This window comes from Microbacterium schleiferi (assembly GCF_038150145.1).
Classification (GTDB): domain Bacteria; phylum Actinomycetota; class Actinomycetes; order Actinomycetales; family Microbacteriaceae; genus Microbacterium; species Microbacterium schleiferi_B.
Genome location: NZ_JBBWSA010000002.1, coordinates 190,628 through 205,177, shown reverse-complemented (window position 1 = coordinate 205,177; position 14,550 = coordinate 190,628). Strand labels below are relative to the sequence as shown.

General features: G+C 68.5%; 18 protein-coding genes and 1 pseudogene. 11 read left to right on the top strand and 8 right to left on the bottom strand.

Annotation, left to right across the window (positions count from 1 at the left end; all coding sequences use genetic code 11):
• Window positions 1-30: 30 nt before the first annotated feature.
• The 3 genes from AADH62_RS02820 to AADH62_RS02810 are packed head-to-tail and all read left to right on the top strand — an operon-like array spanning window position 31 to window position 2,662.
• The gene (locus AADH62_RS02820; RefSeq protein WP_300591182.1) at window positions 31-987 is read left to right on the top strand and encodes a Gfo/Idh/MocA family oxidoreductase; all 957 of its coding nucleotides are present in this window, start codon (window positions 31-33) and stop codon (window positions 985-987) included.
• Window positions 984-1,958, top strand: a complete 975-nt coding sequence (locus AADH62_RS02815; protein ID WP_341578195.1) for an aldo/keto reductase — start codon at window positions 984-986, stop codon at window positions 1,956-1,958. The genes AADH62_RS02820 and AADH62_RS02815 overlap by 4 nt, the downstream gene beginning before the upstream one ends.
• Window positions 1,955-2,662: a substrate-binding domain-containing protein gene (locus AADH62_RS02810; protein ID WP_292708728.1), complete on the top strand. Its 708-nt coding sequence runs from the start codon at window positions 1,955-1,957 to the stop codon at window positions 2,660-2,662. Before AADH62_RS02815 ends, AADH62_RS02810 begins: the two co-directional genes overlap by 4 nt.
• A gap of 17 nt (window positions 2,663-2,679) precedes the next feature.
• Here AADH62_RS02810 and AADH62_RS02805 read toward each other — a convergent pair whose 3' ends face one another.
• The 3 genes and pseudogenes from AADH62_RS02805 to AADH62_RS02795 form a co-directional block, all read right to left on the bottom strand.
• Entirely contained in the window at window positions 2,680-3,033 is a 354-nt protein-coding gene (locus AADH62_RS02805; RefSeq protein WP_341578194.1) for an FAD-dependent oxidoreductase, read from the bottom strand.
• Between the two features lie 407 nt (window positions 3,034-3,440).
• Window positions 3,441-3,755, bottom strand: a pseudogene (locus AADH62_RS02800) (FAD-dependent oxidoreductase); the annotation flags it as partial.
• A 29-nt stretch (window positions 3,756-3,784) separates the two neighbouring features.
• Window positions 3,785-4,174 carry a TIGR03618 family F420-dependent PPOX class oxidoreductase gene (locus tag AADH62_RS02795; RefSeq protein WP_341578193.1) on the bottom strand — a complete coding sequence of 130 codons (390 nt, stop codon included), beginning with the start codon at window positions 4,172-4,174 and terminating at the stop codon, window positions 3,785-3,787.
• Between the two features lie 63 nt (window positions 4,175-4,237).
• Here AADH62_RS02795 and AADH62_RS02790 point away from each other — a divergent pair, with 63 nt between their 5' ends.
• Entirely contained in the window at window positions 4,238-4,645 is a 408-nt protein-coding gene (locus tag AADH62_RS02790; RefSeq protein WP_341578192.1) for a helix-turn-helix transcriptional regulator, read from the top strand.
• Here AADH62_RS02790 and AADH62_RS02785 read toward each other — a convergent pair.
• Complete coding sequence (locus AADH62_RS02785; RefSeq protein WP_341578191.1) at window positions 4,623-5,591, bottom strand: squalene cyclase; 969 nt, start codon at window positions 5,589-5,591, stop codon at window positions 4,623-4,625. The genes AADH62_RS02790 and AADH62_RS02785 overlap by 23 nt on opposite strands.
• A gap of 107 nt (window positions 5,592-5,698) precedes the next feature.
• On the opposite strand from AADH62_RS02785, the gene AADH62_RS02780 reads away from it, so the two are divergent.
• Window positions 5,699-6,112, top strand: coding sequence for a VOC family protein (locus AADH62_RS02780; RefSeq protein ID WP_341578190.1), 414 nt, complete (start codon window positions 5,699-5,701; stop codon window positions 6,110-6,112).
• Between the two features lie 21 nt (window positions 6,113-6,133).
• Here AADH62_RS02780 and AADH62_RS02775 read toward each other — a convergent pair whose 3' ends face one another.
• Window positions 6,134-6,823 (bottom strand): aspartate/glutamate racemase family protein, encoded by a 690-nt coding sequence (locus AADH62_RS02775; RefSeq protein WP_341578189.1) that lies wholly within the window; start codon window positions 6,821-6,823, stop codon window positions 6,134-6,136.
• An 85-nt stretch (window positions 6,824-6,908) separates the two neighbouring features.
• On the opposite strand from AADH62_RS02775, the gene AADH62_RS02770 reads away from it, so the two are divergent.
• The 3 genes from AADH62_RS02770 to AADH62_RS02760 all read left to right on the top strand — a co-directional run bounded on the left by AADH62_RS02770 (window position 6,909) and on the right by AADH62_RS02760 (window position 9,947).
• Window positions 6,909-7,865, top strand: a complete 957-nt coding sequence (locus tag AADH62_RS02770; RefSeq protein ID WP_341578188.1) for a LysR family transcriptional regulator — start codon at window positions 6,909-6,911, stop codon at window positions 7,863-7,865.
• Window positions 7,866-7,914: 49 nt separating this feature from the next.
• Entirely contained in the window at window positions 7,915-8,718 is an 804-nt protein-coding gene (locus AADH62_RS02765; protein ID WP_341578187.1) for an alpha/beta fold hydrolase, read from the top strand.
• Between the two features lie 443 nt (window positions 8,719-9,161).
• Window positions 9,162-9,947, top strand: coding sequence for a dienelactone hydrolase family protein (locus AADH62_RS02760; protein ID WP_341578186.1), 786 nt, complete (start codon window positions 9,162-9,164; stop codon window positions 9,945-9,947).
• A gap of 12 nt (window positions 9,948-9,959) precedes the next feature.
• On the opposite strand, the gene AADH62_RS02755 is transcribed toward AADH62_RS02760, so the two are convergent.
• Both AADH62_RS02755 and AADH62_RS02750 read right to left on the bottom strand, forming a co-directional pair.
• Entirely contained in the window at window positions 9,960-10,409 is a 450-nt protein-coding gene (locus AADH62_RS02755) for a hypothetical protein (RefSeq protein ID WP_341578185.1), read from the bottom strand.
• Window positions 10,410-10,463: 54 nt separating this feature from the next.
• Entirely contained in the window at window positions 10,464-10,919 is a 456-nt protein-coding gene (locus AADH62_RS02750; protein WP_341578184.1) for a GNAT family N-acetyltransferase, read from the bottom strand.
• Between the two features lie 69 nt (window positions 10,920-10,988).
• Here AADH62_RS02750 and AADH62_RS02745 point away from each other — a divergent pair, with 69 nt between their 5' ends.
• The 3 genes from AADH62_RS02745 (at window position 10,989) to AADH62_RS02735 (ending at window position 13,078) form a co-directional block, all read left to right on the top strand.
• Window positions 10,989-11,984 carry an aldo/keto reductase gene (locus AADH62_RS02745; protein WP_341578183.1) on the top strand — a complete coding sequence of 332 codons (996 nt, stop codon included), beginning with the start codon at window positions 10,989-10,991 and terminating at the stop codon, window positions 11,982-11,984.
• A 90-nt stretch (window positions 11,985-12,074) separates the two neighbouring features.
• Window positions 12,075-12,728: an acyl-CoA synthetase gene (locus tag AADH62_RS02740; RefSeq protein ID WP_300590475.1), complete on the top strand. Its 654-nt coding sequence runs from the start codon at window positions 12,075-12,077 to the stop codon at window positions 12,726-12,728.
• On the top strand, window positions 12,725-13,078 hold the full coding sequence (locus AADH62_RS02735; protein ID WP_341578182.1) for an amino acid transporter: 354 nt from the start codon (window positions 12,725-12,727) through the stop codon (window positions 13,076-13,078). The genes AADH62_RS02740 and AADH62_RS02735 overlap by 4 nt, the downstream gene beginning before the upstream one ends.
• On the opposite strand, the gene purB is transcribed toward AADH62_RS02735, so the two are convergent.
• Entirely contained in the window at window positions 13,075-14,502 is a 1,428-nt protein-coding gene (gene purB, locus AADH62_RS02730) for an adenylosuccinate lyase (RefSeq protein WP_341578181.1), read from the bottom strand. The genes AADH62_RS02735 and purB overlap by 4 nt on opposite strands.
• Window positions 14,503-14,550: the final 48 nt, after the last annotated feature.

The following is a 14,550-nucleotide window of genomic DNA, read 5'->3' as shown; positions in this document are numbered from 1 at the left end:
GAGCGCACCACGTTCGAAGGAGGACACCGAATGAGCAGTGACAAGGTCCGAATCGCCGTCGTCGGCGCGGCAGGCGCCTTCGGCATGAAGCACCTCGACGGCCTGGCTAATATCCCCGACGCAGAGGTGACGGTCGTCAGCGGCACCAAGCCCGAGGCCACGCAGGCCGTCGCCGAAAAGTACGGGGTTACGAATGCCGTCGTCGGTTACGACGCCGTCCTCGAGCGCGACGACGTGGACGCCATCATTCTCGCCACCCCCACCGGCCTGCACGCGTCGCAGACGCAGGCCGCGCTCGCCGCAGGCAAGCACGTGCAGGTCGAGATCCCGCTGGCCGACTCGCTTGCGGATGCTGAAGCCACCCTCGCCGCCGCCGAGGCATCCGATCGCGTCACCATGGTGGGGCACACGCGCCGTTTCAACCCGTCGCACCAGTGGATCCACCAGCGCATCCAGAGCGACCAGTTCCACATCCAGCAGATGGATGTGCAGACCTACTTCTTCCGTCGCACCAACACGAACGCGAAGGGCGAGCCGCGCTCGTGGACCGACCACTTGCTGTGGCACCACGCCGCCCACACCGTCGACCTGTTCGCCTACCAGGCGGGACGCATCGTGCAGGCCAATGCCATCCAGGGCCCGATCCACCCGGAACTCGGGATCGCGATGGACATGTCGATTCAGCTCAAGGCTGAGACCGGTGCGATCTGCACCCTTTCGCTCTCGTTCAACAACGAGGGACCCTTCGGCACGTTCTTCCGCTACATCGGCGACACCGGCACCTACATCGCCCGCTACGACGACCTCGTCAACGGCAAGGAAGAGCCGATCGACGTGTCGCAGGTCGCGGTCAGCATGAACGGCATCGAACTGCAAGACCGCGAGTTCGTGGCTGCGATCCGTGAGGGCCGCGAACCCAACTCGTCAGTGCGGCAGGTCTTCGACTGCTACCGCGTGCTCGGGATGCTGGAGGAGCAGCTCGCATGAACCTGCCCCGCTACGGGCTCGGGTGCATGTCGCTCAGCCACGCGTACGGGGTGGCGCCGTCGCCTGAAGAGGGGCTGCGGTTGTTGCAGACCGCGCTCGACGAAGGCGTCACGCTCTTCGACACCGCGACCCTGTACGGAGGCGGCCGCAACGAGGAGTTGGTCGGCAAGGCCATTGCGGGTCGACGGGATGAGATCATCCTTGCCAGTAAGGGCGGGATGGCGATTGTCGACGGTGCGCGGGTGATCGACGGACGCCCGGAGACGCTCCGGGCGCAGGTGGATGCCTCGCTTCGCCGACTCGGCGTCGACCACATCGATCTCTACTACCTGCACCGCTGGGACAAGTCGGTACCGATTGCCGATAGCGTCGCGGCGCTCGCGGAAGCCAGGGATGCCGGCAAGATCGGAGCGATCGGACTGTCAGAGGTCTCGGTGGCCAGACTTCGGGAAGCGCAGCAGGTAGCGCCTATCGCCGCGGTTCAAAACGAATACTCCCTGTGGAGCCGCAACGCGGAGCTCGGCATGCTCGAGGCGACGAAGGCCGACGGCGTCGCGCTCGTCGCGTTCTCGCCGGTCGCGCGAGGGTTCCTTGCCGACGCGATCCATGATCCCGACGAGCTCGTGGCGAAAGACATCCGTCGCGGGATGCCGCGGTTCCAGTCGCCGCACTGGGAGGCCAACGCCGCGTTGCTGCCGGCATGGCGCGCTCTCGCTGCCGAGGCAGGGGTGAGCCCTGCCCAGCTCGCCCTCGCGTGGCTGTCGTCGCGAGGCGAGCACGTCGTGCCGATTCCCGGAACGACGAACATCGAGCACCTGCGCGAGATCATCGCCGCTGCCCAGCTCGAGGTCGCGGCCGACATCCTGGAGCACGCGGGGCGCCTCATCGACACGGCAACGATCTCGGGTCCTCGGTACTCGGCGAGCAACGCTGCCGAGGTTGACACCGAGACCTTCGAGGATGCCGCGTGAAGGCCATCTCGTCGATGGCTACCCGGCTGCTGCTCGCCGACCTGATGGCGGCGGCTGACGACGCTGGGCTCGGACACGTCGAGATCGAGTCGGTCGGTGGAGTGGATGCTGCAGACCGGGTCGCGGCCGGCGAAGAGTTTGACCTTGTCTTTCTCGCCGACGGCGCGCTCGCGAAGCTCGCCGTCGGCGGACACGTCGTGCCGGGCACCGTCTCTCCCCTCGTGCTGTCGCAAGTGGCAGTCGGCATTCCGTCGCATTCTGGCGCCCCGGCGGCCGCGGTCTCCGATGCCGCGTTCCCGGACGCTGAGGGTGTCCGCGAGGCCATCCGAGCAGCGACCAGGATCGGATACTCGACCGGCCCGAGTGGCACCGCGCTGGTGTCGATGATTGAGGACTGGGGCCTGAGCGCGGAGGTCGGCGACCGCCTGGTACAGGCGAGGCCCGGCATCCCCGTCGCGCGTCTTCTTGCCGATGGCGAGGTCGACCTCGGCTTTCAGCAGCTGAGTGAGCTTGTGGGCAGCCCGGGTGTCACGGTGCTGGGAGTTCTGCCACAGGACTGCGCAATCGACACCGTGTTCTCGGGCGCGGTCGCCACGACGTCGTCGGACCCGGAGGACGCTGCTGCAATCCTCGCCTTTCTGCGCACCGGCGCTGCCCAGGACATCGCGCGCTCGCACCACTTCGCTCCGCCGCCCGCGCCGTAGCGCGCTGGCGGCGTCTTTCAGCAGGGCATCCCGGCGAGAAGAGCGTGGGCAACGCGGTCGCCGGAGACCAAAGCGCCTTGAATCGAGGCTGTGTCGCGGTGATCGCCTGCGATGTAAACGCGTTCCGAGAGTCGCGCCGGCGTGACGGTGCGCAGCGGTGCTGACTGCGCGGGCAGCGCGTGCGGGATGTCATCGCGTCGCAGCAGGCTCCAGTCGGTGGCATCCGCGCCCCAGATCTGAGTGACGTGCCGCCGCACCTGCGCCTCGGTCGGCACCTCGCTGGGACCACCGGGTGTCGCGGGCGGCAGCAGACATGTTGCCTGAACGAGGTGCATGCCCTTCGGTGCGTACGAGGGCGCGACGTTCGACACCCGAGCGGCTCTCTCGGAGACCGGTTACGCGATGGCCCACCTCGATGCGCACCCCGAGCGTGCGAGCGTGGGCGGCAAGCTGCTCGGGAAGAGCCTGGATGCCGCGCTCGGGCAACCCCGGTCGCCCCCCGTGCGAACATGCGAATCAGCAGCCGGACGAAGGCGACTGAGGTCTCGAAGCTCCCGTCGGCGATGACACCGGAAAGGAATGGCTCGAGCACCTCACGCCGCAGCGGCCCGGTCAGCCCGGCGCGATCCCAGCCCTCACGCACCGGCAGATCGCCACCGGCAGCGGCGTGGCGGATCACGCTTCGGGGAGCGACGAGAGCCGGCGCCGCCCAGCGCGTGAGGGCCGCGGCATCCCGTGGCGGGAGAAGACCACTTCGAAGTATCGCGGCGAGCATCGACGGATGCCGGCGCGGGTCGGCCAACGCCTCGACACCGTTCTCGCGTCGCACCTGCACGCCGACGGGGAAAGGCTTCAGGCGCAGGGCCTGAACATCGATCCACCGACGCACTGCCGGGTAGGCCGGATTGAGCACCTGAAACCCGCGGTCGAGAAGAAAACCGTCGACGGCGTCAGTGCGCTGCCGTCCACCGACGGCCGCCGCGGCTTCGAGCACCACGACGTCGCGTCCCGCGTGCCCGAGCGTGATCGCCGCGCGAAGTCCTGCCAGCCCGGCACCGATCACGACCACATCGTGGCGGCGAGCGTTTGCCATGACTGTCCTCCTGACTCAGTACGACGACGCTACGGTGCGACGAGTCCTGCGGAACCCATGATCTTCTCGGGTCGCAGCTCGATAGCCACCCGGCGCGGATTGGGCTGCGGTTGCCGGTACCGCGCCGCATAGAGTTCCACGGCGCGCGCGACGGCATCCGGATCGCGCGATACCGTCGCATGCCCCGCGATGCTCAACCACTGGGGGCCCGCGATCTGTGCGACCGTCGCGCGGCCATCCCGTTCGATGTTGCGCACCTTCTGGCTGCCGTCCATCGTGATGATCCGCGCCAGGCCATCCGCGAACGTGAAGCCGACAGCGACCACGTGAAGCAGGCCCGAGGGTGCGAGGGTCGACAGCGTCGCCAGGTGATGTTCCGTGACGAAACGCAGCCCGTCGGCGGTGAGAGCCGTAGTCATGCCCTCGATCCTGCCGCACCCGCGTCGACACTGGGCGCTGCGTCGTGTGAAACTCTGAGCACCATGCCTCCGACTCCCGACGAGCTTCGCGATCTCGTGCTCCTGCGCCGCGTCCGGGACCGCATCGACCGCGAGTACGCCGCGCCCCTGGACGTCGAGGAACTCGCACGCGGCGCCCACATGTCAGCGGGGCACCTGAGCCGAAAGTTCAAGGCGGCCTTCGGCGAGAGTCCGTACTCCTACCTCATGACCCGCCGGATCGAGCGCGCCATGACACTGCTGCGACGGGGTGACCTGAGCGTCACCGAGGTGTCCCTCGCCGTGGGGTGCGCGTCGCTCGGCACCTTCAGCACCCGGTTCACTGAGCTCGTCGGCATGCCGCCGAGCGTCTACCGGGCGCGCGCCGAACACGACGCCGCGGGCCTCATCCCCTGTGTCGCGAAGCAGGTCACGCGGCCGATTCGCCGCTGACCGCGGCATCCCAGCGCTGCAGCGCACGCAGCGCGAGAAATGTCACCCACTTCGACGGTTCGCCCGGTTCGACATCCAGCGGGAACCACACCGCACCGTCGAGCTTCTCGCCCTGGAGCCATCTACCGTCGGGCTGGCGTGCGCCGCGGATCCGGTCAATGGTCTCGGCGACGCGGGGGTCAGGGCGAATGTCGTCGTGCGCCGCCGCCTCGGTGAAGTAGTCGACGGCCTTCAGCGCCGTATGCGGGTGGCGGTACGGGTACATCAGCAGATCCGCCCACGGTCCCACCGGCTCGCCGGTCGACAGCCGATAGCGCAGGCGCCGCTTGAGCAGATACTCCTCGCCCCGATGACGGACCGCCGTCAGGGCGTCATCGCCCGTGAGCTGCTCATACGCCAGGATGCCGCGCACCGCGTTGATCGTGGAGTGAAACGACGACCGCGTCGACCCCTCGACCCACTCGCAGTTCCATCCACCGTCGGGGAGCGCCTTCGTCGCGAAGAACTCCACGATCGGTGACACATCGGTCCCGAGCCAGGCACCGTTGGCGAGGGTCATTGCGTTGATGCAGACATCGGTCTCACCATCCCAGTACGGCAGATCGTCGTACTCCCACCGGGCGTTCTCGCGCAGCTTCTCGGCAGTGCCGGCCAGGGCTGCGGCATCCAGTCCCCACTCGCGAAGCGTCGTGAGGGTCCAGGTCGTCGCGGTCCACGGCTGACCGGGTCCCTCCCCCCGATACCCCGCCGGAAAGTAAGCTCCTCCCGCCCACTGGCCATCGGCATCCTGCACCGCGAGCAGCCGAGCAGCATCGCCCTCGTGTGCCATGCTCGCCCGCGTCGCCTGCCACACATCTTCGGGCGCTCCGATCAGATCGCGCTGCACCTGCCACCGCAGTGTCGGATCCGAATCCAGCAGCCACTGCTCGAGTTCGTCACGGTTCATGCCCGAAGGTTAGGGCAGGTCGCCGACACGCAACAGGGGGTCGTGAGGAGCCCGATCGGTCACGAATCGAGAAGCGCAGACAGCATGCGGCGACTACCGTGACCGGTATGCAGACCACGATCCACTCGAGCTTTCTTCCCCACCTCGACCCCGAGGAGTCGCTCGCCTTCTACCGTGACGTCCTCGGATATGAGGTGCGGCTGGATGTCGGGTACGAGGACATGCGCTGGATCACGGTGGGCCCGGCCGGCCAGCCCGACACCGCGATCGTGCTGCATCCGCCGGCCGCTACCCCGGGACTGACCGACCAGGAGCGCACGACGCTACTCGAACTGATCACGAAGGGCTCGTATTTCGGGATCAACCTCGCAACCCGCGACCTCGACGAGACCTTCGCGGCACTCGAGGCTGCCGGCGCCGAGATCGTGCAGGAGCCGATCGACCAGGCCTACGGCGTGCGGGACTGCGCAGTGCGTGATCCCGCCGGCAACCTCATCCGCATTCAGCAGCTCACCGACTGACGCGTCCGGATCCCGCGCGGCTCACGCGAAGGCTGCCTCAACGGCTGCCTCGATGTGCAGGCGGGCTGTCGGGAAGACCGGTACGGGGCAGTCCTCCCCTGTCACGAGCAGTTCGATCTCGGTGCAGCCCAGGATGATTCCCTCCGCGCCCTCGGCGACCAGGTCTTCGATGATCCGGCGGTACGCGGCGCGGGACTCATCGCTGACGATGCCCATCGCGAGCTCGTCGAAGATCACGCGGTGCACGAGCTCGCGGTCTTCGTCGCCGGGGACCACGACGTCCAGGCCGTGTTCGGCGAGGCGCTCCCGGTAGAAGGGCTGCTCCATGGTGAACGCCGTCCCGAGGAGCCCGACGCGGGTCAACCCAGCCGCTTTGACGGCCGCGGCAGCGGCATCCGCGATGTGCAGCAGCGGAACATCGATCGCCGCCGAGACCTCAGGCGCGACCTTGTGCATCGTGTTGGTGCAGATGAGCACCATGTCGGCACCGGCATCCTGCAACCCACGCGCGTGGGTCGCGAGAAGATCGGCGGCGTCGCCCCACCGATCCTCGCGCTGCATGAGCCCGATCTCGGCGAAGTCGACGGAGTCCAGCAGGATCTTCGCCGAGTGCAGCCCGCCCATCCGGTCGCGCACAGTCTGGTTCGCGATGCGGTAATACTCCGCCGTGGATTCCCAGCTCATGCCGCCCAGCAGCCCGATCGTTCTCATGTTCCAACGAGACCACTGCGTGATACCTCAGCACAACGACATACTTGTATGGAGAAACCAAAGCACCGCTAATGAATGGGGATCGATGGAGCCGCACGAGCCGCACGCAGACCTCGACGCGCCGCGGGCACTGCCGGCCCTCGACCCCCGCAGCATCCTGATCTTCCGCGAGGTCGGACGCACCGGATCGCTCACCGGCGCTGCGCAGGTGCTCGGCTGGACCCAGCCCGCGGTGAGCCAACACGTGAGGCGCCTCGAGGCTGCGGCCGGCGTTCCACTCTTGGCGCGCGAGGGGCGCGGGGTCGTGGTGACGGATGCCGGGCGCGCCCTGTTGCGCCATGCCGACGCGCTCGCTGCAGCTCTGCACGATGCCGAGCACGAGCTTGCCGACCACGCGCACCTGCGCGCAGGCCGCGTGCGGATCGCATCCTTCCCGTCGGCCAGCGCGACGATCGCGGCGCGTGCCGTCAGCGACCTGGCCGAGAGATTCCCGGGGATCGACCTGCGGCTGGAGCAACTCGAACCACCCGAGGCTCTTCGCGCGCTCGAAGAGGGGGCGTGCGACATCGCGATCGTGTTCGAGTACGACGATGGGCACGTGTCAGTGCCGGCTGACGCTGACCGCACGCCGCTGGCCGTCGATCCGCTGCAGATCGTCCTTCCCCCCGGGCATCCGTTGACGGCACGAGCAGAGATCCGCCTCGACGACCTTGCCGACGAGCAGTGGGTCACCGGATGCATCAGCTGCCGTCGACACCTGCTGACCTCCACCTCAGCCGCAGGGTTCACTCCCGACATCCGTCACAGCACCGATGACTACGTCGTCGTGCAGGCGCTGGTTGCGACGCGCATGGCAGTTGCCGTGCTGCCCTCCCTCGCGCTGCGTGCGAGCCGGAACCCCGACGTGACTGTCCATCCCCTCGCCGACCACGCCCCGCGCCGGGTCTCGGCGATCACCCGGCGCAGTGCCCGGTCAGTGCCGTCAGTCGGAGCAGCGCTCGCCGCGATTCAGCGGGCAGCACAGGCACTCGACGCGCACTGACTTTCGGCATCCGCCCCGCACCGTGCACGGACGGCGGAAGAATGGGCGCATGGATGCCGCACCGCGCCCCCTGACCGAGATGCCCGACCCGCAGTACGTGATGGTGGGCGAGGGGTACCGCATCGCCACCTACTCGTGGGGAGACCCTCACGCCGAGACTGTCCTCGCTGTCCATGGGTTTTCGTCGAGCTGCCGCGACAACTGGGTGAACACGGGCTGGGTGCGCGACCTCACCCGCGCTGGCTTCCGCGTTCTTGGTGTCGACCAGCGGGGTCACGGGGCGAGCGACAAGCCGCACGACCGTCGCGCCTACGAGATGCGGGCGTTCATCGACGATCTCGCGACAGTGCTTGACACGTACCTGATCGACTCCGCGCGGTACCTCGGTTACTCCCTCGGTGCGCGAGTCGGATGGCAGCTTGCCGTCGACCGCCCCCAGCTGGTGACCCGTGCTGTCCTCGGCGGCATCCCCGACGGTACGCCGCTGGCCCGCCTCCAGCTCGACCAGGCGAAGGCGTATGTCGCCGACGGCACGCCGGTCACCGACAAGGTGACCAACAACTACGTGACGCTGGCCGAGCGGGTGCCGGGCAACGATCTGTCGGCACTCGTGGCGCTCGCCGAGGGGATGCGGTTCGGCGAGGCGGGCGACCCCGATCCTGCCCGGCCACCCCAGCAGCCGGTGCTGTTCGCCACCGGCAGCGAGGACGCGATCCTGCCGCGATCCCGCCGCCTCGCTGACGCGACCCCGAACGGCACGTTCGTCGAGATCCCGGGCCGCCACCACTTCAACACGCCTGGTTCCCGCGACTTCCGCGCCGCCGGCCTGGAGTTCTTCGCCGCCGCCGACTGACCGCATCCGTCATCCCTCCCGCCGGCATCCGACCTGCTCGGCATCCGGCATCCGTCATCCGTCTCGTCACCGGTCGCAACGGCGCATGGGTGATGCGACGCGCCGGGTGATGGATGCCAGGGCGCGGCGTGTCGGCGAAAGGGTGCGCCGTTGCGACGGCCGGGTCGTTCCGGATAAGGCGCCATTGCGAGCGCCCGGTGCCGTCTGGCCTGGAGTTCATGCCGCTGTGAGCTGAAGCGATTAGGCATCCGACCCGCGCGGCATCCGGCATCCGTCATCCGTCTCGCCACCGGTCGCAACGGCGCATGGGTGATGCGACGCGCCGGGTGATGGATGCCAGGGCGCGGCGTGTTGGCGAAAGGGTGCGCCGTTGCGACGCCCCGGACGCACCGGATGATGCGCCGTTGGCACCGTCCGGTGCCGCCGGGTGGTTGACTAAGCGCGTGAGCGAGCTTCTCGCGCAGTGGCAGATGATCCCCTTCGAGCACGAGGGGGTGCGTCACGACGTCTATTACCGGGGAGGCGGGCCCGGAGTCATCCTGGTTCCCGAGCTGCCCGGCGCGACCCCCGAGGTGATAGCACTCGGCGAGCGCCTGGTTGCGGCGGGCTTCCGCGTCGCAATGCCCTCGGTCATCGGCACGCCGGAGCGTCCCATGAGCGGCGGGTACATCGCCGCGTCGGCCCTTCGCATGTGTGTCTCACGGGAGTTCGCAGCCTTCGCTCGCCGCGCTGACCGACCGATCGCCCATTATCTGCGGGCGCTCGCCCGTCACCTCCACGCCGAATGCGGTGGACCCGGTGTTGGCGTGATCGGGATGTGTTTCTCGGGCGGATTCGCGCTCGCTGCAGCCGCCGACGACAGCGTCCTCGCCCCCGTGCTCTCGCAGCCGGCAATGCCGCCTCCCATCGGGGCGGGCCGCGCAGCCACCGGTCTGAGCATCATCGAAGAGGCGGCAGTAAGCCGTCGCGCCGCCGACGGCCTGTGCGCCCTCGGGCTCCGGTTCACACAGGACCGCAGCGTGCCGCCGGAGCGCTTCGCCGCCTTCGAGCGTCTGCTCGGAGACGGATGGCGCGCGTTCGAGATCGATTCGTCGCCGGGCAATCCCGACGGCATCCCGGCGAACGCGCACTCCGTGCTGACGGATGCCTCGGCCGAGGTCCCCGGCCACCCGACTCATCGCGCCAACGAGCTGCTGGTCGATTTCCTGCGCGAGCGCCTGGCCGGTTGAGGCGTCGAACCGTCAGATCGTGAGATCGATGGTTCCCTCGTGGGGACCGCCGCACTGCTCGGATCCGCCGACGCGCACCCACTCCGGCGAGATCACGACCTCTGTCAGGAGCGCATCGTCGACGCCGAAGGCGCGAACGGTGACGGGGTCTGGGGTCGACATGCCGAGATCGAAGTTCCAGGTGCTGCCGTCGCGGTCGACGTAGTACCAGAGGTCAGCCAGGTCAGCCGCGGTGTCGCCGGGGCCCCTGACACAGGTCTCACCGTCGCAGATCTCGAGAGAGGTTACCGACGCGGAATCACCGTGCACGGTCACGGTCACGTGGTTGATCCAGCCGACCGCGGAGCATGCTTGCGACCAGACCTGCCCGCCGCTGCATCCACCGAGCGCGAGCGTGACAGCCGCCGCGGTACCCACGAGCACACTCCGCCGCCGCGCCGTCGATCGGATCGGATGCCTCACGCGCCGGATTGTAGCCTCGGCACCTGTCGCGGGGGTGTGGAGTGGCGCGGGGGATCAGTCGCCGAGCGCCGGGCGGCGCATCGGGACGTGCGGGATGTCGTCCTCCGAGAACGCCGGGCCCGACACCTCGAACCCGAAACGCGCGTACCAGTCTGCGAGCTGGGATTGTGCGTCGAGCACGATCGGCAACCCGGGTTCCCGCTCCTCGCATCGAGCGACGGCGAGACGCATGAGCTCTGCCGCGATGCCGCGCCCGCGGGCTGCGGCGTCAGTTGCCACACGACCGATGCGCATCTGCGCCGGGTCTCGCAGGATGCGCAGCGTCGACAGCACCTCATCGCCGTCGCTCGCCCACATGAGCTCGGCGCCAGATTCGATATCGCGGCCGTCGAGTTCCGGGTAGGCCGCGCGCTGCTCGACAACGAATACGCGAAGCCGAAGCCACAGCATGCGGTAGAGCGTCTCGGGCGCGATGTCCGCCGCCGTGGCGCGGTGGTAGGTGACGGGCATGGCCATACCCTAGGGCCTTCGCGGGCGGTTCCCGGCCTGGGTGTCGGCGGCGGGTGGCAGAGTGGATGCATGCAGCAGCGCCCCCTCGGAAGAACCGGCCGTCTCGTCTCAGCAATCGGCCTCGGTACGTGGCAACTCGGCGCCGACTGGGGAGCGGTCGACGAGGATGACGCGCTGTCGGTGCTCGCGGCATCCGCCGACGCCGGCGTGACGCTCTTCGACACCGCAGATGTGTACGGGGACGGCCGCTCGGAGAAGCTCATCGGAGGCTTCCTCGCCGAGCGGCCCGATCATGGCATCACCGTGGCGACGAAGATGGGCCGGCGCGTCGACCAGCTGCGCGAGAACTACACCGAAGAAGCGTTCCGGGGCTGGACCGAGCGCTCCCGTGAGAACCTCGGCGTCGACACCCTCGATCTCGTTCAGCTGCACTGCCCACCGAGCGATGTCATCGCGGCCGACGAACTTTTCGATGCGCTCGACCGGCTCGTCGAAGACGGTCTCATCGGTGCCTACGGCGTCTCTGTCGAGACGTGCGAGCAGGCGCTCTCGGCGATAGCGCGCCCGGGGGTGACCAACGTGCAGATCATCTTCAATCCCTTCCGCCTGAAGCCCCTCGACGAGGTGCTTCCGGCGGCGGCCGCGGCCCAGGTCGCGATCTTCGCGCGGGTGCCGCTCGCATCCGGCCTGCTCTCGGGCAAGTACACGAGAGCCACGACGTTCGCCAGCGACGACCACCGCTCCTACAACCGTCACGGTGAGGCCTTCGACCGTGGCGAGACCTTCTCGGGCGTCGACTTCGAGGTCGGGATCGCCGCGGCATCCGAGCTGGCTGCAGCGCTGCCCGACGGCGTCTCGCTGCCGGCCGCGAGCCTGGCCTGGATCGCCGCGCAACCCGGTGTCACCTCCGTGATCCCGGGCGCACGAACTCCCCAGCAGGCCGAGGCGAACGCTGGCGCGGGTGCGCTGCTCGAGCCCGGAGCCTTCGACCTCGACGCCTTCGACGCGGCAGTTCACGCCGTCTATGACCGTCACCTGCGCGAGGCGATCCACCCCCTCTGGTGATCCTGCGCTGCTGTGGGCGTGGTCCGAGGAGGTGACCGGGAAACCCGGGCCCGCCGAGAAGGCCCGCATCGACGAATAGACTTGAGTGTTGTGACCAGCGCTGCACCCCTCCGCACCCTTGAGGTGAGGCATCTTCAGCTGGCGCGAGCCTTCTTCGCCGCGCTGGCAGCGGTCATGATCACGTTCTCGCCCGATCACTCCGCGGCGGTCGGTCTCGCCGTGTTCAGCGGCTTCGCGATCGCGACGGGTCTGGTGTGGTTCGCAGCAGTGTGGCTGATCTTCCCGAAGGGCAACCGGTGGGCAGCGGTACTGCTCGGCATCCTCGCCCTCCTCGCGGGAATGGCGACCGGGATGCCGGGGCTTCGCACCGACACCATGTTCTTCGTCGTCGTGATCGCGTGGGCGGTGCTCAGCGGCATCGTCGAGCTGGTCGCGGGAGTCCGAGCCCGACGGATGACGCACCTGCCGCGCTCGCAGAGCCGCGATGCCATCACGATCGGCGCCCTCGGCATCCTGCTCGGTATCGGCCTTCTGGCCGTTCCGGTGCAGTATGCCCTGACCTACACGATCGAAGAGGCGGGACAGACCTTCACGCTGACCGGTATAACGATCGCCGTCGGCATTTTCGGGGGCTACGCGGCGATCGTCGCCGTCTACCTCGGTATCGCCGCGTTCTCGCCGCGCCAGACGGATGCCGAGGCCGCGGCGCCGGTCACCGAAGCGACGGCCGAGAGGAAGCCATGACCGACAAGCCCACGCGCCGGGAGATCATGCGCCCCGTCCAGCTCCTCGGCCTCGCCTTCGTGGCTGCCCTGTTTGCCGGGATCGTGACCCTCGTATCGATGGGGTTCTTCCAGCAGATCCCCGCCGAGGACGTGCAGAACGCCCTGATCGTTGCGCTCATCGTCGCGGGAGTGACCTTTGTGGTCACCCTCGTCGCGCTCGCACTCCTGCTGCTGGCGATCGACCCCGCGCAGGTGACCAAGACCATTGATCGGCCCGTGCTGCTGGACGACGAGCCCGACGGCGACGCCGCGTCGGCGACCACGCCCGAAGACCGCGAGACCGGCGGCTCGTCAGCACCAACCGCCTAAAGCGCGGCCGAGGCTCCGTCGATCTCGGAGACGAGGTCCGATGCGAGACCCGTGTATGACGCCGGCGTGAGCGCGAGCAGGCGCTCCTTCGCGGCATCGCCGATGTCGAGACCCCGTACGAACTCCGCGAGCTCGGCAGGTCCGACCCGCCGCCCGCGGGTGAGGTCCTTCAGTAGCGCGTAGGGATCGTTGATCTGCGAGCGACCAGCAACGATCTCGGCGCGCACGACAGTCTGGATCGCTTCGGCCAGCACCTCCCAGTTGGCTTCGAGATCTGCGTCCAGGGCGGCTTGCGCGAGCGAGATCTCGGTGAGCCCGCGGGCGAGGTTGTCGAGCGCGAGAAGGGAGTGACCCAGCGCGACCCCGATGTTGCGCTGCGTCGTCGAGTCGGTGAGATCCCTCTGCAGGCGTGACGTTACGAGGGTCTGCGCCAGCGTGGCCAGAAGGCCGCCCGAGATCTCGAGGTTTGCTTCGGCGTTCTCGAAGCGGATCGGGTTGATCTTGTGCGGCATCGTCGACGAGCCGGTCGCGCCGGCTACCGGGATCTGCGAGAAGTAGCCGAGCGAGATGTAGGTCCACACGTCGGTTGCGAGGTTGTGCAGGATGCCGCCCGCGTGCCGGAGCCGGTCGTAGAGCTCGACCTGCCAGTCGTGCGACTCGATCTGGGTCGTCAGGACGTTGAATCCGATCCCGAGCGACTCGATGAACTCGCGCGAAAGCGCGGGCCAGTCCCTGTCGGGCTCTGCGGCGAGGTGAGCTGACCAGGTTCCGGTGGCGCCCGAGAACTTCGCAAGGAACTCGGATGCCGCGATCTGCCGCTCGACGCGCTCGAGCCGCCACACGAAGACGGCAAGTTCCTTGCCCATCGTGGTGGGGGTTGCCGGCTGCCCGTGGGTGCGGGAGAGCATCGGGGCCTCCCGGTGGTCGTGGGCGAGGCCCGCGAGCCGGTCGATCACGACGCGGAGCCGGGGCAGCCAGACCTGGGTGACGGCGCGCTGCACCGTGAGGGCGTAGGAGGCCGAGTTGATGTCTTCGCTCGTGCAGGCGAAGTGCGTGAGTTCAGCGATGTGCTCGAGCCCGAGTTCGGCAAGGCGGTCGCGCACCAGGTACTCGACGGCCTTCACGTCGTGGCGGGTCACTGCCTCTTTCTCGGCGAGCCAGGCGATTTCATCGGCGCCGAAGCCGCCGTACAGCGCGCGGAGGCGCTCCTTCTGGGCCTCCTCGAGTGGTGCCGTCCCGAAGAGCGACCGGTCGGTGAGGGCGATCAGCCACTCGACCTCGACCTCGACGCGGGCACGGTTGAGGCCAGCCTCCGAGAGGTACTCGCTTAGGGGCGCTACCGCGACGCGGTACCGGCCGTCCAACGGACTCAGCGGCTGCTCGCCGAATGAGATGGCGTCGTGCTCACGGGGCAGGGAGGTCACGGTACTCCTGTCGGATCTGCGGTCCGGGCTCCCGTTACGCCGGGCGAT